15 protein-coding genes and 1 tRNA gene are annotated in these 18,839 nt (G+C 70.3%); 14 read left to right on the top strand and 2 right to left on the bottom strand.

What is annotated here, in order from left to right; translation table 11 throughout:
• Positions 1-2: 2 nt before the first annotated feature.
• The 14 genes from H9I49_RS19660 (at position 3) to H9I49_RS19595 (ending at position 16,534) form a co-directional block, all read left to right on the top strand.
• Positions 3-1,073, top strand: coding sequence for a ScpA family protein (locus tag H9I49_RS19660; protein WP_188032071.1), 1,071 nt, complete (start codon positions 3-5; stop codon positions 1,071-1,073).
• Positions 1,066-1,722, top strand: a complete 657-nt coding sequence (scpB, locus tag H9I49_RS19655; protein WP_188032070.1) for an SMC-Scp complex subunit ScpB — start codon at positions 1,066-1,068, stop codon at positions 1,720-1,722. Before H9I49_RS19660 ends, scpB begins: the two co-directional genes overlap by 8 nt.
• Complete coding sequence (locus H9I49_RS19650) at positions 1,719-2,681, top strand: pseudouridine synthase (protein ID WP_188032069.1); 963 nt, start codon at positions 1,719-1,721, stop codon at positions 2,679-2,681. The genes scpB and H9I49_RS19650 overlap by 4 nt, the downstream gene beginning before the upstream one ends.
• A 46-nt stretch (positions 2,682-2,727) precedes the next feature.
• Positions 2,728-3,810, top strand: a complete 1,083-nt coding sequence (locus H9I49_RS19645; RefSeq protein ID WP_188032068.1) for a prephenate dehydrogenase — start codon at positions 2,728-2,730, stop codon at positions 3,808-3,810.
• Positions 3,811-3,868: 58 nt separating this feature from the next.
• Complete coding sequence (gene cmk, locus H9I49_RS19640) at positions 3,869-4,576, top strand: (d)CMP kinase (protein WP_188032067.1); 708 nt, start codon at positions 3,869-3,871, stop codon at positions 4,574-4,576.
• Complete coding sequence (locus H9I49_RS19635; protein WP_188032066.1) at positions 4,573-5,238, top strand: 1-acyl-sn-glycerol-3-phosphate acyltransferase; 666 nt, start codon at positions 4,573-4,575, stop codon at positions 5,236-5,238. The genes cmk and H9I49_RS19635 overlap by 4 nt, the downstream gene beginning before the upstream one ends.
• Positions 5,239-5,250: 12 nt before the next feature.
• Entirely contained in the window at positions 5,251-6,750 is a 1,500-nt protein-coding gene (der, locus tag H9I49_RS19630; protein WP_188032065.1) for a ribosome biogenesis GTPase Der, read from the top strand.
• Positions 6,751-6,824: 74 nt separating this feature from the next.
• A tRNA-Pro gene (locus H9I49_RS19625) sits at positions 6,825-6,898 on the top strand.
• Positions 6,899-7,243: 345 nt separating this feature from the next.
• Positions 7,244-10,342 (top strand): efflux RND transporter permease subunit, encoded by a 3,099-nt coding sequence (locus H9I49_RS19620; RefSeq protein ID WP_188032064.1) that lies wholly within the window; start codon positions 7,244-7,246, stop codon positions 10,340-10,342.
• Positions 10,335-10,769 (top strand): hypothetical protein, encoded by a 435-nt coding sequence (locus tag H9I49_RS19615; protein ID WP_188032063.1) that lies wholly within the window; start codon positions 10,335-10,337, stop codon positions 10,767-10,769. The genes H9I49_RS19620 and H9I49_RS19615 overlap by 8 nt, the downstream gene beginning before the upstream one ends.
• Positions 10,770-10,780: 11 nt before the next feature.
• A complete protein-coding gene (locus H9I49_RS19610) occupies positions 10,781-13,945 on the top strand; it encodes an efflux RND transporter permease subunit (RefSeq protein ID WP_188032062.1) in 3,165 nt (1,054 codons plus the stop codon).
• Positions 13,946-14,198: 253 nt separating this feature from the next.
• On the top strand, positions 14,199-14,708 hold the full coding sequence (locus H9I49_RS19605; RefSeq protein WP_188032061.1) for a hypothetical protein: 510 nt from the start codon (positions 14,199-14,201) through the stop codon (positions 14,706-14,708).
• 117 nt (positions 14,709-14,825) lie between these two features.
• Complete coding sequence (locus H9I49_RS19600) at positions 14,826-15,002, top strand: hypothetical protein (protein WP_188032060.1); 177 nt, start codon at positions 14,826-14,828, stop codon at positions 15,000-15,002.
• A complete protein-coding gene (locus tag H9I49_RS19595) occupies positions 15,002-16,534 on the top strand; it encodes an Ig-like domain-containing protein (protein ID WP_188032059.1) in 1,533 nt (510 codons plus the stop codon). Before H9I49_RS19600 ends, H9I49_RS19595 begins: the two co-directional genes overlap by 1 nt.
• Before the next feature lie 13 nt (positions 16,535-16,547).
• Here the strand turns inward: H9I49_RS19595 and H9I49_RS19590 are convergent, their stop codons facing one another.
• Positions 16,548-17,342: an acyltransferase gene (locus H9I49_RS19590; RefSeq protein WP_223128928.1), complete on the bottom strand. Its 795-nt coding sequence runs from the start codon at positions 17,340-17,342 to the stop codon at positions 16,548-16,550.
• A 60-nt stretch (positions 17,343-17,402) separates the two neighbouring features.
• A complete protein-coding gene (locus H9I49_RS19585; RefSeq protein ID WP_188032058.1) occupies positions 17,403-18,839 on the bottom strand; it encodes a YibE/F family protein in 1,437 nt (478 codons plus the stop codon).

Genomic DNA, 18,839 nt, shown 5'->3' with positions numbered 1-18,839 from the left:
TGATGGCCGAGCAGGACACCGTCGACCGGGTCGCGGTCGACGTCGACGACGCTGCCGTGGACTCCGCTGACCCTGCGGTGGATGCGCACGGTGCGTTGCCCCCGGCCGTCCCGGACGCCGTGGCCCCGCCGCCCGAGCTCACGCCGGGAGGCATCATCACGCGGCGTGCCGCGACGCCGTTCGAGGTGCACCTCGACGTCTTCTCGGGCCCGTTCGACCTGCTCCTCGGCCTCATCAGCAAGCACAAGCTCGACATCACCGAGGTGGCGCTCGCGAAGGTCACCGACGAGTTCGTCGCGCACATCAAGGCGGCCCAGGCGGCCGACAGCGACTGGGACCTCGGCCAGGCGTCCGAGTTCCTGCTCATCGCCGCGACCCTGCTCGACCTCAAGGCCTCGCGGCTGCTGCCGCAGTCGGGCCCGCAGGACGACGAGGACCTCGCCCTCATCGAGGCGCGCGACCTGCTGTTCGCGCGCCTGCTGCAGTACCGCGCGTACAAGCAGATCGCGGCCACCTTCCGCGAACGGATGGCGACCGCGGGCCGCATCACGCCGCGACAGGCCGGTCTCGAGCCTGAGTTCGCGAGCCTGCTCCCTGAGCTCGTCATCGCTGTCACCCCGGAGCAGTTCGCGATGATCGCCGCGCGGGCCATGACGCCGAAGATCCCGCCGAGCGTCGGTCTCGACCACCTCCACGCGCCGCAGGTGAGCGTGCGGGAGCAGGCGGCGATCATCGTCGAACGGCTGCGCAGCCGCGGCCAGGTCTCGTTCCGCAGCCTCGTGGCCGACGCCGACAGCACCCTCGTCATCGTCGCCCGCTTCCTCGCCCTGCTCGAGCTCTTCAAGGAGGCCGCCATCGCCTTCGAGCAGGCCGAGGCCCTCGGCGAGCTCGACATCCGCTGGACCGGCGCCGAGGCGGGCGACATCGCGATCGACGACGAGTTCGACGAGGACCCGGAGGCCACCGACAGCGGTACGCACGACGAGCCGGAGGACGAGCCGGCGCACGAGGACGCAGCACGGCAGGAGACGGGCGGCGAGGCCGCCCTGGTGACAGGAGCAGAGGATGAGTGACCAGTCGGCGCAGGGGCCCGACGCGACCGTCGAGCCGGACGTGCTCGACGAGCGCGAGGGTGCCGACGAGCAGATCGCCTTCGACATCAACGACTTCCCGGGTGGGGCCCGCTCCGCGCTTGAGGCCGTGCTGATGGTCGTGGACGAGCCCGTCACAGAGGTGGCTCTCGCATCCGCCCTCGAGCTGCCCGTCGAGGACGTGCGGGGCCACCTGGACGCCCTCGAGGAGGAGTATGCCGCCGCGCAGCGCGGGTTCACCCTGCGCAGCGTGGCCGGTGGGTGGCGGGTCTACAGCCGCGCCGACTTCGCGCCCGTCGTCGAGAAGTTCGTCCTCGACGGCCAACAGGCCAAGCTCACCCAGGCCTCGCTCGAGACGCTGGCCGTCATCGCCTACCGGCAGCCGGTCTCGCGCGCCCGGGTCAGCGCCGTGCGCGGGGTGAACGTGGACGGCGTGGTGCGTACCCTCGTGTCACGGGGCCTCATCGAAGAGGTCGAGGACGTGGGGGAGAGCGGCGCCGTGCTGTACCGCACGACGCCCTACTTCCTCCAGCGGATGGGGCTCTCGTCGCTCGACGACCTCCCGGCGCTGGCGCCGTACCTCCCGGACGCCGACGTCATCGACGAGCTCATCGAGGAAGGACACGCATGAGCGAGTACTCCAGATCCCCCCGTCAGCCCCGCAGGAAGGGCTCCGGTGCGTCGGGCGGAGCAGGCGGCACAGGCCGTTCCGGCGCCACCCCACGCGGGCCCAAGGCAGGCACCGGCGGACGAGCCGGCAAGAGTGGCAAGTCGGCCGGTCCCCGCTTCGCCGGCACGACCCGGGCCAGCCAGCCGACGAAGCTCCCCGACCGCAAGGCAGTGCCGCAGATCGACGTGCACGACCCCGAGGGCGTGCGCCTCCAGAAGCTCATGGCCGCCGGCGGTGTGGGATCGCGCCGCGTCTGCGAGAACCTCATCGAGCACGGCCGCGTGGAGGTCGACGGCCAGGTCGTGACCGAGCTCGGTGTGCGCATCAACCCGCGCACCCAGGTCGTCCACGTCGACGGCGTGCGCGTCAACCTCGACGAGGAGCGCGTCTACCTCGCGTTCAACAAGCCCAAGGGCGTCGTCACGACGATGCACGACGAGCTGGGCCGGATCTCCCTCGCCGACTACGTCGGCAACCGCGAGGAGCGCCTCTTCCACGTCGGGCGCCTCGACGCCGACACGGAGGGCCTGCTCCTGCTCACCAACGACGGCGACCTCGCGCACCGGCTCCAGCACCCGGCATACGGCGTCCTCAAGACCTATGTCGCGACGATCCGCGGCCCGGTGCAGCGTGACGTCGGCAAACGCCTCCGTGACGGCGTCGAGCTGGAGGACGGCCCCGTGAGCGTCGACTCCTTCCGCATCGTCGACCACCAGCCCGGCAAGGCGATGGTCGAGGTGGTGCTCCACGAGGGCCGCAAGCACGTCGTCCGCCGCATGCTCGAGGCGGTCGGTCACCCCGTCCTCGAGCTCGTGCGCACCGAGGTCGGGCCGATCCGGCTCGCCGACCTCAAGTCGGGCCGCACGCGCCGGCTCAACAAGGCGGAGATCGGGGCCCTCTACAAGGCAGCAGGTCTGTGATCCGGACGTCCCGTCCGTCCGGTGACGCCCTCGCTACGCTGGCGAGGTGAGCACGCACGTCCGCATCGTCGGAGCAGGGCTGATTGGCACCAGCCTTGGGATCGCCTTGTCCGACAAGGGTTTTCGAGTGACCATCGAGGACCCGTCACCGACGGCCGTGCTGCTCGCGCGTGACCTCCGTGCTGGTGACATCGCCGACGATGCGGCCGACGCCCCTGACGTCGTCGTCGTGGCGGCCCCGCCCGACGTCGCCGCCGACGTCGTCGTGCAGGCGCTGAGCCGTTGGCCCGAAGCCGTCGTCACCGACGTCGCCTCCGTCAAGGAGTCCGTGCTGCGGGTCGTCCTCGACTCGGGGGCCGACGCCAGCCGCTACGTCGGCTCGCACCCCATGGCCGGACGCGAGCGTTCGGGAGCGGCGGCAGCCCGCGCGGACCTCTTCGACGGTCGTGCCTGGGTGGTCGTCCCCCACGAGGCGTCCACGGCCGCCGCCGTGCGCCGCGTCCGCGAGCTGGCGACCGAGGTCGGCTCCGCCGTGCGCGTCATGCCTGCACACGAGCACGACGAGGCCGTCGCGGCCGTCTCGCACGTGCCGCAGCTCGTCGCGAGCATCATCGCGGCCTGCCTGCGTGAGCTGCCGGAGTCGGCCGTCGGCCTCGCGGGCCAGGGCCTGCGCGACGTGACCCGCATCGCGGCCAGCGACCCGCGTCTCTGGACCCAGATCCTCGCGGGCAACGCACCTGCCGTCCGCGACGTGCTGCGGCAGGTCCGGGACCAGGTCGACGACGTCGTGGGTGCCCTCGACGGCCTGGTCGACGCCGACGGGGAGGGGTCGCTGGGCACCCTGAGCCGGGTCCTCGAGGCCGGCAACCTCGGCCACGCGCGGATCCCGGGCAAGCACGGCGCGGCGCCGGCCGCGTACGACGTCGTGTCGGTCGTCGTGCCCGACGAGCCCGGCTCGCTCGCTCGGCTGCTCACCGACGTCGGCAACGCCGGCATCAACCTCGAGGACCTGCACCTCGAGCACGGCCTCGGGCAGGCCGTCGGCATCGCCGAGATATCGGTCGTGCCGGCGTCCGTCGAACCGCTGCACACCGCGCTCGAGCGTCTCGGATGGCGCGTCCATGACTGACCCGGGGCGGGTCGGGGAGGCCACGGGTACGCAGTCGGCAGGCACTATCCTCGAGCGCATGTCTGTCACGCCCGAGGAGCACCTGTCCGGTTTCGTCGTCGCCATCGACGGCCCGTCGGGCTCCGGCAAGTCGAGCGTCAGCAAGCAGGTCGCCCGCAGGCTGGGCTACGCGTTCCTCGACACCGGTGCGATGTACCGCGCCCTCACCTGGTGGTGCCTGCACCAGGGCGTCGACCTCACCGATGCCGACGCCGTCATCGCTGTGGCCCAGCGCTTTCCGCTCGTGATCGCCACCGACCCCGACGCGCCGACGGTCGAGGTCGGCGGCACCGATGTGTCCGCGGCGATCCGTGAGACGCGCATCTCGACCAACGTCTCGGCGGTCGCCTCGATCATTCCGGTGCGCGAGATCCTTCGTGTGCTCCAGCGGGATCTCATCTCCGAGGCCGGACGTGCCAGAGGCGGCGTCGTCGCCGAGGGACGTGACATCACGACGGTCGTCGCGCCGGACGCCCCGGTGCGCATCCTGCTCACCGCGTCGGAGGAGGCCCGCCTGGCTCGCCGCTCCCACGAGCTGCACGGCGCCGCCGACGCCGACGCCCTCGCCGCGACCCGCTCGCAGATCGTCGACCGCGACAAGGCTGACTCGGCCGTGTCGGAGTTCAGCGTCGCCGCCGACGGCGTCACGACGGTCGACACGTCCCACCTGGACTTCGAGGGCTCGGTCGACGCGGTCCTGTCGGTGGTCGAGGCGGCTCGCGCATGAGCCAGGCGGTCGCTCCCCACCCGAACCGGGCTCGGATCGGCCGCCCGATCGGCAGGTTCATCTTCAGTACCCTCTACCGCGGCACCGCCCTGCACCCGGAGCGGGTGCCGATGACCGGGCCCGTCATCCTCGTGGCCAACCACGCGGCATTCCTCGACGGTCCGCTCGTCTTCGGCTTGGCGCCCCGGCCGGTCAGCTTCCTCGTCAAGCAGGAGGCGTTCTCGGGCTTCCTGGGCTGGACCATGGGCGCGGTCGGCCAGATCCCCATCGACCGCACGGTGGGCGACCGGGCGGCCCTGGCTGCAGCGACAGTGGTGCTCGAGCGCGGGGGAGCTGTCGGGATCTTCCCGGAGGGCAACCGCGGCTCCGGAGAAGTGCAGCAGGTCAACTCGGGCGCCGCGTGGATCGCGCTCCGTACCCGAGCCGAGATCGTCCCCGTCGCCGTCCTGGGCACGCGTCTGCCCGGAGCGACGAAGGACGACTGGCCGCCGCTCCGGTCGCGGCTGCTCGTCGACTTCGGGGACTCGTTCGCTCTCACCGTCGACCCTGCCGTCCCGGGCCGCGACCGCCTACGTCTGGCCACCGAGCAGCTGCGCGACGCCCTCGCGTCACATGTACGTCGCTCGCGGGTGGAGAATGGGTCCTCACCAGACGTTCACTGATTCGAGGACACCGTGACTGACGAGACCGCCCGCCCCATCGACGAGGGCGCTCCGATCTCGACCCCCGCCGCCACCGTCGACGACACCTCCGTCGAGCGCGCGCTGCGCGCCGGACTCGACGACTTCGAGCTGAGCCCCGAGGACCAGGCGCTGCTCGACGCCGAGGGGCCGTATGCCGCCGACGCCGCTGCGCAGGGACCGCTTCCTGTCGTCGCCGTGGTCGGCCGCCCCAACGTCGGCAAGTCGAGCCTGGTCAACCGCATCCTGCGCCGCCGCGAGGCCGTCGTCGAGGACGTCCCCGGCGTGACGCGCGACCGGGTGTCCTACGAGGCGGAGTGGGGCGGCCGCCGCTTCACGGTCGTCGACACGGGCGGTTGGGAGGCCGACGCCACCGGGATCCACCTTCGGGTCGCCGAGCAGGCCGAGATCGCCATCGACCTCGCCGACGTCGTCATGTTCGTCGTCGACGCAACGGTCGGGGCCACCGACGACGACGAAGCAGTGGTCAAGCTGCTGCGCCGTTCCGGCAAACCGGTCGTGCTCGTCGCGAACAAGGTGGACGACCAGCGCGGCGAGGCCGACGCGGCCATGTTGTGGAACCTGGGACTCGGCCAGCCCTGGCCCGTGTCCGCCGTGCACGGCCGGGGGAGCGGTGACGCCCTCGACGCAGTGCTCGAGGTCCTGCCGGACTTCTCCGCGCACGGGGCGTACGCGCAGGGTGGACCGCGGCGCGTCGCGCTGATCGGTCGCCCCAACGTCGGCAAGTCCAGCCTGCTCAACCGGCTGGCTGGCTCGGAGCGCGTCGTCGTCGACAACGTCGCGGGCACGACCCGCGACCCCGTCGACGAGCTCATCGAGCTCGGCGGCAAGACCTGGCGCTTCGTGGACACCGCCGGCATACGGCGCCGCGTCCACCAGAGCCGCGGCGCCGACTTCTACGCCTCCCTGCGCACGCAGACGGCGCTCGAGAAGGCCGAGGTGGCAGTCGTGCTCATCGATGCGGAGGAGCCCATCGCCGAGCAGGACGTCCGCGTCGTGCAGCAGGTCATCGACGCCGGTCGAGCCCTCGTCATCGTCTACAACAAGTGGGACCAACTCGACGAGGAGCGCCGCTACTACCTCGAGCGCGAGATCGAGAAGGAGCTCGTCCAGGTGCCGTGGGCGCCACGGGCCAACATCTCGGCCCGCACCGGCCGCCACATGGACCGTCTCGTGCCGGCCATCGAGACCGCCTTGGAGTCGTGGGACACCCGCGTCCCGACGGCTCGGCTCAACGCGTTCCTCGGTGAGGTCGTGGCCGCGCACCCGCACCCGGTACGGGGTGGCAAGCAGCCCCGGATCCTCTTCGCGACCCAGGCGTCGACCCGCCCGCCGCGTTTCGTGGTGTTCGCCTCTGGCTTCATCGAGGCGGGCTACCGGCGCTTCATCGAGCGTCGCCTACGCGAGCAGTTCGGCTTCGAGGGCACGCCCATCGAGGTCTCGGTGCGCGTTCGGGAGAAGCGCCGGCGCTGAGCCCGCCTTCGAAGGGGGCCGATTGGGACGAGCGGCCCACCGTGCGCTAGGGTTTCGATCGCCCCAAGGGGCATCGGGCTGTGGCGCAGCTTGGTAGCGCACTTGACTGGGGGTCAAGGGGTCGCAGGTTCAAATCCTGTCAGCCCGACCGATCGGGCCCTGATCTGCTTCGGCAGGTCAGGGCCCGCTTCATGCCCCTGCGGCAAGGGAGGACCCCATCCCCCCGGCTCTGGGTGCCGCACCGCACCGCCGTCGCGTGTATGCCTACCCCGTCTCCTCACCTGCGATCGATGTGATGTCGCCGGACACTGCATTACCTGTCCGGGCATCGTTTGACTTCGGTTCGTCGCGTGCTCGTGAGGCTGCCTTAGGAGACCCGGTCTACGTACTTTGCAGTATCACAGGGCTTTTCGGCGTCACTACGCTTCCCGTTGAAGAGGACTAGGAGCTCTCCCCCGCCTGCTACGGCAGGCCTTCGCCGAAGGGGGTCGTGATGACCGGTCTAATCGTCAAGGCAGGCGCCACGTCCCGAGTGCTAGTTGCCATCCTCGCACTCGCAGTCGCAGCATTCACGGTGCTTCAGATCAAGGACACCGCCGTCGAGCCCGTGCCCGAGTTCGCCCCCGTGACGGTCGAGGTCCAGTCCGAGGCCCTCGGCCTGTCGGCACAGGAGGTCGAGGACCTCGTCACCGTCCCGCTCGAGTCCAACCTCCTGAGCGGCGTCGCCTGGGTCGACCAGATGCGGTCGTCGTCCATCCCGGGGTTGTCCTCGATCATCATGACGTTCGAGGACGGGACCGACCCCATCCGTGCACGTCAGGTGGTGCAGGAGCGCCTCACACAGGGCGCCCTGCTGACCAACGCCTCAAAGGCTCCCGTCATGCTCCAGCCGACCTCGTCGGCGAACCGCGTCATGATGATCGGCCTGTCCGCCAAGGATCAGTCGCTCGTTGACCTCTCGGTGCTCTCTCGGTGGACTCTGCGTCCCAAGCTCATGAGCGTGGAGGGCGTCGCGAACGTCTCAGTCTGGGGCATGCGCGACCGCCAGCTCCAGGTCCAGGCGGACCCGGCCCGGATGCAGCAGCACGGCGTCACCCTTGACGAGCTCGTCGCGACCACGGGCAACGCGTTGTGGGTGTCCCCCCTCAGCTTCCTCGAGGCATCGACGCCAGGCCGGGGTGGGTTCCTCGACCTGCCGCAACAGCGGGTCAATGTTCAGCACATCTCACCGATCACGAACGCCAGCGCGCTCGGACGCATCGCGGTGGAGGGGGCGACGGGCAAGCAGATCACCCTGTCCGATGTCGCCGACATCGTCGAGGCGCCCCCAACGATCATCGGCGACGGCATCGTGGCTGACACCTCGGGCCTCGTCCTGGTCGTCGAGAAGCAGCCCGGGGCGAGCACCGCCGAGGTCAGCGAAGGGATCGAGGACGCGCTTGACGCGCTGGCCGTGGGCCTGCCCGGGGTCACGATGGACGCGTCGCTCTACCGCCCAGCCGACTACGTCGCCGGCGTCGGCCGCAACCTCGCTCTGGCCGCGCTGCTCACCCTGCTCCTGGTCGCGTTCGGGTCCGCCCTGCTCTACCGGTCCTGGCGACCCGTCGTGACGGTGGTTTCCACCGTTGCGCTCTCGCTGCTGGCCGGCTGGCTTGTCCTCTGGATCCTCGACACGTCCATCAACCTCGTCGCGCTCACCGGCCTGGCGGCCGGCACGCTCCTCGCGATCGCTCAGGCCGTCGCAGCCGTCCACGGCTTGGCGGGTTTGCGACGCGAGCTTCCGCCCGTCGAACGAGTCGGAAGCGCTTACAGCAGCGTCGGGGTCAACGCCGTGTACACGACCTTGGCCGCCGTGCTGCTCGCCTTGCCGGTGTTCACGCTGGAGGGCCGGGCCGGCGCTTTCCTGCCAGAGGCCGCCAAGGGCTTCCTTCTGGCGACGGCCGGTTCGCTCGTCGTCGCCGTGCTCGTCGCCCCCGCCATCGCGGCGCTCATCCCGCCGCCGAGCTCTGCGAGGAACCCTGTGCCACAACAGGTGTCGTCGCGCCTGTCCACCGCGGTCCGCCGCGTCTCCTCCTCCGTTGCAGTCCTCGTCGCCGTCATCGCGGTCGGGATCGCTGGCTCCGCCGCCGTGGCGGTCGGTATGGACATGGAGACTCGGCCTAGCTACCACGAGGGGACCCTCGTCCTGCGGGCCACAGCCCCGGAAGGCACGTCACCGCAGGCGTTGACGAGCACGCTCGGGTCGCTGGCAGCTCAGGTCCGCGGCCTCGACGGCGTGGCAGGTGTAGGGGGCCATGTCGGCCGCGCGGTGACGGGAGATCGCGTCGCCGGCGCGAACTCGGGAGAGCTGTGGATCACGCTCGAGCCGGAAGCCGACCGCGACGCGGTCGCGGCCGCCGCGACAGACGCTGCTCGATCCAAGGGTGACCTCGAGCCGTCGATCGGGACCTTCCTCGACGGTCGGGTCGACTCCATCCTCCCGGGGCCCGGTGGCCCGCTGGTGGTGTCGGTGTACGGCCCCGAGCCGGACACCCTGCGCGCCAGCGCCAGGAGCGCGCTCGACGTCGTGTCCCGAACAGATGGCGTGAGCGGCGCTCGACTGGTCGAGGCCCCCACGGAGCAGAACATCCAGATCACGGTCGACCTCGCGAAGGCCGAGGCCCTCGGCATGACGCCGGGCGACGTCCGGCGCCAGGCTGCCACGCTCGTGGGAGGACTCGAGGTCGGCGCCATCTTCGAGCAGCAGAAGGTCTTCGACGTGCAGGTGTGGACCCGCGAGGAGCTCCGCAACAGCACGGACAAGGTGCGGCAGCTGCCGATCGACACGCCCAGCGGTACGCAGGTCCGGCTCGGCGACGTCGCCGCGATCGCCATCTCGGAGCAGCCAACGGTCATCGACCGGGAAGCCGTGCAGCGCCGTCTCGACATCGTCGCTGATGTCTCGGGCGGGGGGGTCCGGGACGCGGTCGCAACGAACCTCGCGACGATGCGGCTGCCCGCCGAGTACCACGCAGAGGTCCGCGACGAGGCTGCAGCCATCGCCGACAACCAGCGCGACGTCCTCCTCTACGCCATCGCGGCGGCCCTCGGCGTCCTGCTCCTGCTCCAGGCGGCGACACGCAACTGGTGGACGTCCGTCGCGGCCACGGCTGCGGTCCCGCTTGGCATGGTCGGTGGATTGCTGGGGGCGCTGCTCGTCGGCACGCTGACCATCGGGGCACTCATGGGCCTCCTCGCGCTTGCCGTCATGGGCGTGCACAACGCCCTGACAGTCACCCGGCTTGCACAACCTCACGCAGACCGCGCCGCGGAACCTGGCGTCGTCGGGTCACCAGCCGGTGCAGTGCTTCCGGCGGCGGCGCTCACCTTCCTCGTCGGGCTTGGTGTCGCACTGCTCGGCGACCGAGCAGGCCTCGAGGCCATCACCGACCTCGCCATCGTCACGGCCTGCGGTGCAGTGACGACAGGGATCGCGTCAGCGGTGGTCCTCCCGGCGATCGCGTCCCGGTACGGCAGCCGCGAGGAGCCCGCAGACGACCCATACCACGACGCCGCCATCTACGAGCCCGCCGCGGTGGGCAGCCATGCCTAGGACCCGGTGGGTTCCGGCCCTCGCCGTCGCCGCTGTCATCACCACGATGCCCGCCGCGTGCGCCACGGTCGAGCCGACGGTGCATGAGCCACAGCCGGCCGTCACGATCTCGGACGGAGAGGATGAATCGACGCCGAAGACGCTCACGCTCACGCCGGACGCCGTGCGTCGGCTGGAGCTCACAACCGTGGTCGTCGACAACCCCACGTCAGTGCCGTACTCCGCGGTCGTCTATGACAAGACGGGGGAGCCGTGGGTGTACGCCAGCCCACGCGATCGCACGTTCATCCGGGTCCCCGTGACGATCGAACGCGTGGAGGGCGAGACCGCCACCCTGTCCGATGGGCCGCCGGCCGGGACGCGGATCGTCACACGAGCGGTCATCAAGCTCTACGGCGCCGAGAACGGCGTCGGCGGCGGGCACTAGGAGGTCCAGCCATGATGCGTCGCATCCTCAGCGCGAGCCTCCGGTTCCGCTACATCGCGGTTGCTGCGTCGATGGCCATGCTCATCATCGGTGGCCTACAGCTGCGAGAGACCCGCGTCGACGTCTTTCCCGAGTTCGCGCCGCCGCGCGTCGAGGTGCAGACCGACGCGCTTGGGCTGTCCGCCCAGGAGGTGGAAGAGCTCATCACCGTCCCGATGGAGCAGGGCCTCAACGGAATGCCGGGGCTCGAGACGCTGCGGTCGAAGTCAATACCGCAGCAGTCCTCGATCGAGCTCATCTTCGCGAAGGGGACCGACGTCATCGAGGCCCGGCGCCTCGTGGCCGAACGAATCCAGACCATCACACCGACCCTGCCCAGCTGGGCGACCCCACCTGTCGTACTGCAGCCGCTCTCAGCGACGAGCCGCGTCATGAAGATCGGCATACGGTCCGACTCGCTCGATCTCATCGAGCAGGCGACGCTGGTGCGCTACAAGATCCGCCCCCAGCTCATGTCGCTGCCCGGCGTCGCGAACGTCGCCGTGTGGGGAATGCGCAAGAACCAGTGGCAGATCCAGATCGACCCCGAACGCATGCGAGCCGCCGGCGTCACTCTGGAGGAGGTGATGTCGGCTGCGTCGGCCGGCACGGACGCCGGCCTGCTCAAGCACCGGACCGGCACCAAGATCGGCACGGGCGGCTACCTCGACTCCGCAGGCCAGCGCCTGGCCGTACAGCACGTGCTGCCCCTCGACTCAGCCGAGTCCATCTCGCAGATCGTCGTCAAGCGCGACGGCGCCCGGATCATCCTCATGGACGACGTGGCCGAGGTCGTCAAGGGCCATCAGCTGCTGACTGGCGACGCGGTCATCAACGATGGCGACGGGCTGCTGCTCATCGTCGAGAAGCTTCCGTGGGGCAACACCCTCGACGTCACCCATGCCGTTGAGGAAACCCTTGCCACGCTGCAGCCCGCGCTCGGTGACCTCCAGATCGACCCCACGATCTTCCGCCCTGCGAGCTTCGTCGAGCTCGCCATCGACAACCTGACCCAGGCACTCACACTCGGCGTCCTGCTCGTCGCGATCGTGCTCGTGTTCTTCCTGTTCCAGTGGCGCACGGCCGTCATCTCACTCGTCGCAATTCCCTTGTCGCTCGTAGCCGCAGCGCTCGTCCTCCACCATCGGGGCGAGACGACGAACACGATGGTGCTCGCGGGACTGGTCATCGCCGTCGGGGTGGTCGTCGACGATGCGATCATCGACGTCGAGAACATCGTGCGTCGGCTGCGCGAGCACCGTGCGGGTGGCGGCACGCGGTCGACGGCCTCGATCGTCCTCGAGGCCTCACTCGAGGTACGCAGCCCCATCGTCTACGCGACGCTCATCATCCTGGCGGCCGCCATCCCGGTCTTCTTCCTCACCGGGCTCATGGGCTCGTTCTTCCAGCCGCTCGCCCTCTCCTACACCCTCGCGGTGGCGGCCTCGATGCTCGTGGCGATCACGGTCACACCGGCGATGGCCGTGATCCTCCTGCGGAAGGCCCGGCTGCACCCACAGCCCCCGCCTCTCGTGCGCTGGACCCAGGCCGGCTACACCCGCTTGCTGCGTCCCACCGTGCGTAGGCCGCTCGCGGCATACGCGGTCGTCCTGGCCCTTGTCGCCGGGGGCGCGGTCGTCGTCCCCCGGCTGGGCCAGGACCTGCTCCCCACCTTCCGCGAGCGCGACTTCCTGATGCACTGGGTCCTCGAGCCGAGCGCGTCCTACGACGAGACGATGGCGGTCACAAGGGCGGCGAGCCGCGAGCTGCGCGCGGTCCCGGGGGTACGAAACTTCGGTGCGCACGTCGGACAGGCCGCAATGGGCGACGAGGTCTACGGGATCTACTTCGTCGAGAACTGGATCAGCATCGACCCCGAGCAGGACTACGAGGAAACGCTCAGCCGGGTCCAGAGCGTGGTCGACGGCTACCCCGGACTGCGGCGTGACGTTCAGACCTACCTCAAGGAACGCATTCGCGAGGTGCTGACCGGCACCGGTGAGGCCGTCGTCGTTCGCGTCTACGGGGACGACCTCGATGTCATCGAGAAGAAGGCGCACGAGATCGAGGAGGCCATCGCGCGCATCCCGGGCGTCAAGGACCCGCACACCGATCTCCAGACCCGAATTCCGCACCTGGTCGTGCAGGTCGACCTGGACAAGGCGCAGGCCGTCGGCCTGAAGCCCGGCGATGTCCGTCGTCAAGCAGCTGTCTACCTGGCCGCCGAAGAGCTGTCCGACGTCTACCGAGCCGGCAAGGCCTACGACGTCATGGTGTGGAGCGTGCCGGAGTCGCGCCGGACCCCAGATCACGTCCGTGACATGCTCATCGACACACCGTCGGGTGGGACGGTGCGACTGGCCGACGTCGCCACGGTCGAGATGAAGTCGACGCCGAGCATGATCCGCCGCGTCGACGGGTCGCGGCGCCTCGACGTCGGCGCGAACGTGGAAGGGCGACCGCTCGCAGACGTTGCAGCAGACGTCAGGGCAGCCGCGGCGAGCGTCGAGCTGCCACTGGGCTACCGGTTCGAGGTCACCGGCGAGGACACCGAGCGCACGGCGGCATCGCAACGCCTGCAGCTGCTGTCCGGCGTGGCTTTCGTGGTGATCCTCTGTCTTCTCTACGGGTCGTTCCGTCGCTGGAGGCTCGCAGTGCTCAGCCTCCTCACGCTCCCGATGGCCCTGGTGGGCGGGGTGCTCGCCGCCTGGCTCACGAGCGGGACCATGACGATCGGCTCGTTCGTCGGCCTCTTCACGGTCCTCGGGATCGCGGCCCGCAACGGCATCCTCATGGTCAGCCACTGCCAGCACCTCGAAGCAGTCGAGGGCGTGACGTTCGGCCCGGAGCTCGTCATCCGGGCGGCTCGCGAGCGCCTCGCACCGATCTTGATGACGACGCTCGCGACGGCCCTCGCGCTCGTTCCTCTCGTCGTGATGGGTGACGTGCCCGGTCACGAGATCGAGTACCCCATGGCCATCGTCATCCTCGGCGGTCTCATCACCTCGACGTTGCTCAACCTGTTCGTGGTCCCCTCCCTTTACCTCAGGTTCGGGCGCGCCCAGGAGATGCGGCCCGCCGTGACGGCAACCGAGCCGGTTGCCCTGCCGCCGCAGCCTCAGCCTGTGACGACCTGACCCGCGTACGGGTCTCACAACGGCTCACACGAACGGCAGCGCACGATGCCCGCTGACAGTCGACGCCCTCGCTGGCGGACTTCGTGAATCCCTTTGCTCTGCAAGGGCATCCGACGCCCGGTGCAAGGAGTCCCGTTGATGCACAAGTGATCCGCAAGGTATCCGCAACATTGGCCGAGCCCGCCCGATCTCGTCCTTTTCGCGTGCCATGGTTCCACCAGCACCACTCCAGCAACCCGTAGAAGGAAAGGTCATGGGCGACACCATGCGCACTCAGAAGACGAGCTCGAAGAAGAAGACCGCCGCCATCGTCACCGCCGGCGTGCTCGGGCTGGCGACCGCGGGTGGGGCCTACGCCTACTGGACCACCAACGGTGGTGGCACCGGGAGCGCCTCGACCGCGGCCGGCTCCGACAACGTCTTCCTCGTCACGGGCGGCGTCGCGAACGCGATGTTCCCGGGCGACTCGGCCCAGAACGCGACGGCCACCATCAAGAACACGGCCTCCGAGAGCTACCGGATCCAGAGCGTGACGGCGTACGTCACCACGAACAAGGACGGCTGCACCGGCAGCGACTACAAGCTCAACGGCACGGCCGCGCCGTCGACCTCCGCCACCGCCGTCTCGCTCGGCGTGAGCTCGGTCGACCTCGCCCCGGCCGCCACGACCACCGTCGACTTCACCCTTCAGTTCAACAACAAGGCCACGAACCAGGACGCCTGCAAGGGCGCCGACGTGACGCTTCACTACATCGCCAGCTGACCGAGACCGGGATGGGTGCCGTCTCGACCCCGGCACCCATCCCTTCGTTCCGCCCCCAACAGAGGGACGGCACGACCACAGCCCGACACGCGCCCCGGAGGAACCATGAAGCGGCCCATGACCGCCAGGCAGGCAGCCTTGGCGCTTCTCGGTGTCTTCGTCGCTCTTCTCGTAGCGGTGCACGGGATGCCGGTGGCGTGGTCAGGCCCCCGGGCCGCCGGCACCACCGCGGTCACCCAGAACGTCGTCCCGGACGCGCCGCCGATGGTCGGCTCCCGGGCGGCGAGCGGCTGATGCCGTTCCTGGCGACCCCGCAGACGCGCGCACGCCGTGCCGCAGTGAGCCGCGGCGTGCGCGCCCTTCACGTCTCCACGCTGTTCGTGACGCTCATGGCGGTCTGCGGCAGCGCCTGGTCGTCCTGGGCCTCCCTGGGGGGCGGCTCCGGCGCCGCCAGGACGACCACCCTCGCAGCCCCCACCGCGGTCACGGGCACCGTCCCCGTCGGCGGCACGAACGTGTCCGTCGCGTGGGCGGCCGCCTCGACGGGCGTGGCCGCGACGGGTTACGTGGTCGTGCGCACCAGCACGACCAGCGGGGACCAGAGCGCGGCGTGCGGCAGCACCTCCTCGTCCCCGGTCACGGGGACCTCCTGCACCGACAGCTCGGTCCCCGACGGGACGTACCGCTACACCGTGGTCGGCGTCCGCTCCGGGTGGACCGCGGCGAGCGTTCCCAGTGCCGTCGTGACGGTGCACAAGGCGGTCGCAACCACGACGACTCTCTCGGCGACCCCGAACCCCGCCACCGTCGGGCAGACCGTCACCTACACGGCGACCGTGGTGTCGGCTTCAGGCCAGACCACGCCGTCCGGGACCGTCACCTTCAGCGACGCCGGCTCGACCATCTCGTGCACGTCCGGGAGCCAGACCCTCGACGCGTCGGGTGTGGCGACGTGCCGCGTCGCCTACGCGTCCCCGGGCAGCCATGAGCTGACGGCCGCCTACGCCGCATCTGGCTCCTGGGCCGGCTCCACGTCGGCGCCAGTGGTAGAGGTCGTGAACAAGCAGTCCCAGACGGTGACCTTCACCTCGGCCGCGCCGACGAACGCGACCGTGGGCGGCACGGCATACACGGTGAGCGCCTCGGCGACGTCAGGACTGGCCGTGGCCTTCTCGACGAGCACGACCGCGGTCTGCACCGTCAGCGGGACGACCGTCACCTACGTCGCCGCCGGCACGTGCACCGTCTCCGCCGCCCAGCCTGGCAACGTGACGTACGCCGCGGCCCCGCAGGTCTCGCAGTCGTTCACCGTCGTCAAGGCCACCCAGACGGTGACCTTCACCTCGGCCGCGCCGACGAACGCGACCGTGGGCGGCACGGCATACACGGTGAGCGCCTCGGCGACGTCAGGACTGGCCGTGGCCTTCTCGACGAGCACGACCGCGGTCTGCACCGTCAGCGGGACGACCGTCACCTACGTCGCCGCCGGCACGTGCACCGTACTGGCCGACCAGCCGGGCAACGCCGCCTACGAGGCCGCGCCGCAGAAGTCGCAGTCGATCGAGGTCGTGGCGACCATCGCCCCTCCGGCCAACCTCGTGGTCGTCCCCGCGGTCGGTACGGCCCTCGCGACGTGGACGAGCCTCACGGGCTACACCTACGAGTGCCAGCTCACCTCCGGCAACAGCACGCCCCTGGCGACGGGCTGGGTCTCCTGTACCTCTCCCCACACGTTCGGGACGAAGAACGGCAACCAGACCTTCTGGGTGCACGGCATCCGCGGGGGAGCGGTGAGCGCCCCGACCTCGCGGAACTTCAGCGGCTGAGCGCTGCCGCCGGCTAACGCCCTGGCCGAGCCACCGTGGCCCGCACGCGCTTCAGTACCTTCTTCGCCCGACGACGCGCGCCGGCATACACCGACCGGTGCGGCTTCGGTGCGGCGTTGCCTTCAGCCGTGAGCATCCAGTAGGTCGACTTCTTCACCGTGTCGACCGTGGGCTTGTGGAACGGTGCTGTCATGGTCAGGTGAGGCCGCTCCCAGGCCACGTCGCGCTTGACGACCTTGGCCGGCGAACCCGCGGCGACGACGTTGTTGGGCAGCGAACGCGTCACGACGGAGCGCATGCCGACGACGCTGCCGTCTCCGATCGTCACGCCGCCCAGCACGCACGAGCCGAGGCCCAGCCAGACGTGGTTGCCGATGACGATGGAACGAGAGACGTTGACCCGCTTGCCCGTGCGGATGTCGAAGATGGGGTGGCCGTCGTCGGCACGGATCTCGATGTCCGTGGCGATCATGACGTCGTCACCGATCGTGATGGAGGTGCCCTCGGCCGTCGACATGGCGACCGTCGTGGTGCACGAGACGTTGCGCCCGATCGTCACGGTGCAGCCGTCGCCGACGCGGATCGCGGCGCGCAGGGGAGGGACACCCCGGCTCGGGCCGATCTCGACGAGGCCGTTGTCGCAGTCGAAGTCGACGAACAGCTGGGCGATGTTCGCCTGGCCGGCGACCCGCAGGACGTTGTTGCGTCCCTTGAACTTCAGCCGGATGTTGTCCTCGACCCTCCCCTCGAACTCGATGCGGTTGCCCCGGTCGTCCTCGAACGCCTCAAGGGTCGTCACACGATGCATGGGCGGGAGCCTAGTGGTCGCAGGTGCGCTGACCACAAACGAAGCACGCCACCAGTCGGGTCAGCTCGAGGACATCCGCGAGCGGGCCTCTGCCCGCGTCGACGGCGGCGGGGGACCGCTCGCGGCGCGAACGAGGTCGGCGGCGGACGGCCCCGCCCCGTGGACGCCCGCCACCCCGGCCGGCACGGAGTGACCGGGCTCGCCCGGTTGGTCGCCCCTGGGCGCAGCCTTCGGGGCCTTCGCCGAGCCGACCGTCAGGGCGGCGATCGCGGTCGTCGCCGGCACGGCCAGCACTAGCCCGATCGCACTCGCGAGGGTGCGCACGATCTCCTCGGAGAGCGACTCGGTCTGGAGCAGGTCGAGCACGGGACGGTCGTAGAGGAAGAGGAGCAGCAGCACCGGCAGGGCCGCACCGGCATACGCGAAGACGATCGTGTAGATCGTCGAGGCGATGTGGTCGCGCCCGATCCGCATGCCGGAGTGGAACAGCTCGCGGCGACCCATGCCCGGGGCCGCGGCCCGCAGCTCCCACACCGCGGAGGACTGGGTGATCGTCACGTCGTTGAGGACACCCAGGCCGGCGACGATGATCGCGCACGTCAGCAGCTCCTGTGGGCTCATCGTCGTGATGAACGCCGCCAGGGTGGCACCCTCGTCGTCCGCCACCCCGCTGAGGCGCGCCATGTCCACCGCGAGCAGCCCCAACCCTGCCGTGATCGCCACGCCGAACAGGGTGCCGGCCAGCGCGGTGCTGGTGCGCACCGAGAGTCCGTGGGCGAGGTAGAGGACGACGAACATGATCGCCGAGGACCCGATGAGCGCGACGAGGAGCCCGGACTGGCCGTCGAGCAGTGCGGGCAGCATGAACTTGACGACGACGAGTCCGCCGAAACCGAGCCCGACGAGCGCGAGGAGGCCCCGCCAGCGAGCCACGACGGCGACGACGACGAGGAAGAGCGCCAGCATGAGGGACAGCGGTGCGCCGCGCTGCACCTGCAGGAAGGAGTACGCCTCCGGTTGGTCGTCCTGCGCCGGGATCCGCAGCAGCTGGACCGTGTCGCCCTCGCGCAGCCCGGACGTGGAGATCGCCGGGGGCACCGATACCGAGACGGTGGGACGCACGTCGCCCGAGGTGGCCGTGGGCTGCTCGAGCTGCACCGTCATCGCACCGCACGTCGCGTCCGATGCGGCGACGTCGCCGCCCTGGCCCTCGGCCGGCTTCGCACCCGCACCTGCGTCGGCTCCCTCGCAGGGCGGCAGCATCTTCTGGACCTCGGCGACCGGGAAGGTGACGCCCGGTGCGGCGAAGTCGGTCGTGCGCACCTGGTTGGGGGTCCGGGCGTCGCCCGGCCAGTAGCGGACGACGCCGAACACGGTGGCTGCCGCTGCGAGGACGAGGAACAGCGTCAGGCCGACCCGCGCCAGCGCGCTCACCCTCACCTTCGCGTGAGCGTCGTCGGAACCGTGGGCGTGCGAGTGCGCGTGTCCGCCGGGCAT

The organism is Terrabacter sp. MAHUQ-38, assembly GCF_014518425.1.
Classification (GTDB): Bacteria; Actinomycetota; Actinomycetes; order Actinomycetales; family Dermatophilaceae; genus Terrabacter.
The sequence above is the reverse complement of the archived record's forward strand: the minus strand, read 5'-3'. Positions and strand labels throughout refer to the sequence as shown.

What these genes read in the sequence shown, in the direction of transcription:
- H9I49_RS19620 (WP_188032064.1), top strand. Translation starts at nt 7,244, where the DNA reads ATGACCGGTCTAATCGTCAAGGCAGGCGCCACGTCCCGAGTGCTAGTT.
- H9I49_RS19615 (WP_188032063.1), top strand. Translation starts at nt 10,335, where the DNA reads ATGCCTAGGACCCGGTGGGTTCCGGCCCTCGCCGTCGCCGCTGTCATC.
- H9I49_RS19635 (WP_188032066.1), top strand. Translation starts at nt 4,573, where the DNA reads ATGAGCCAGGCGGTCGCTCCCCACCCGAACCGGGCTCGGATCGGCCGC.
- H9I49_RS19660 (WP_188032071.1), top strand. Translation starts at nt 3, where the DNA reads ATGGCCGAGCAGGACACCGTCGACCGGGTCGCGGTCGACGTCGACGAC.
- H9I49_RS19650 (WP_188032069.1), top strand. Translation starts at nt 1,719, where the DNA reads ATGAGCGAGTACTCCAGATCCCCCCGTCAGCCCCGCAGGAAGGGCTCC.
- cmk (WP_188032067.1), top strand. Translation starts at nt 3,869, where the DNA reads ATGTCTGTCACGCCCGAGGAGCACCTGTCCGGTTTCGTCGTCGCCATC.
- scpB (WP_188032070.1), top strand. Translation starts at nt 1,066, where the DNA reads ATGAGTGACCAGTCGGCGCAGGGGCCCGACGCGACCGTCGAGCCGGAC.
- H9I49_RS19600 (WP_188032060.1), top strand. Translation starts at nt 14,826, where the DNA reads ATGACCGCCAGGCAGGCAGCCTTGGCGCTTCTCGGTGTCTTCGTCGCT.
- H9I49_RS19590 (WP_223128928.1), bottom strand. Translation starts at nt 17,342, where the DNA reads ATGCATCGTGTGACGACCCTTGAGGCGTTCGAGGACGACCGGGGCAAC.
- H9I49_RS19610 (WP_188032062.1), top strand. Translation starts at nt 10,781, where the DNA reads ATGATGCGTCGCATCCTCAGCGCGAGCCTCCGGTTCCGCTACATCGCG.
- H9I49_RS19585 (WP_188032058.1), bottom strand. Translation starts at nt 18,839, where the DNA reads ATGCCCGGCGGACACGCGCACTCGCACGCCCACGGTTCCGACGACGCT.
- H9I49_RS19595 (WP_188032059.1), top strand. Translation starts at nt 15,002, where the DNA reads ATGCCGTTCCTGGCGACCCCGCAGACGCGCGCACGCCGTGCCGCAGTG.
- H9I49_RS19605 (WP_188032061.1), top strand. Translation starts at nt 14,199, where the DNA reads ATGGGCGACACCATGCGCACTCAGAAGACGAGCTCGAAGAAGAAGACC.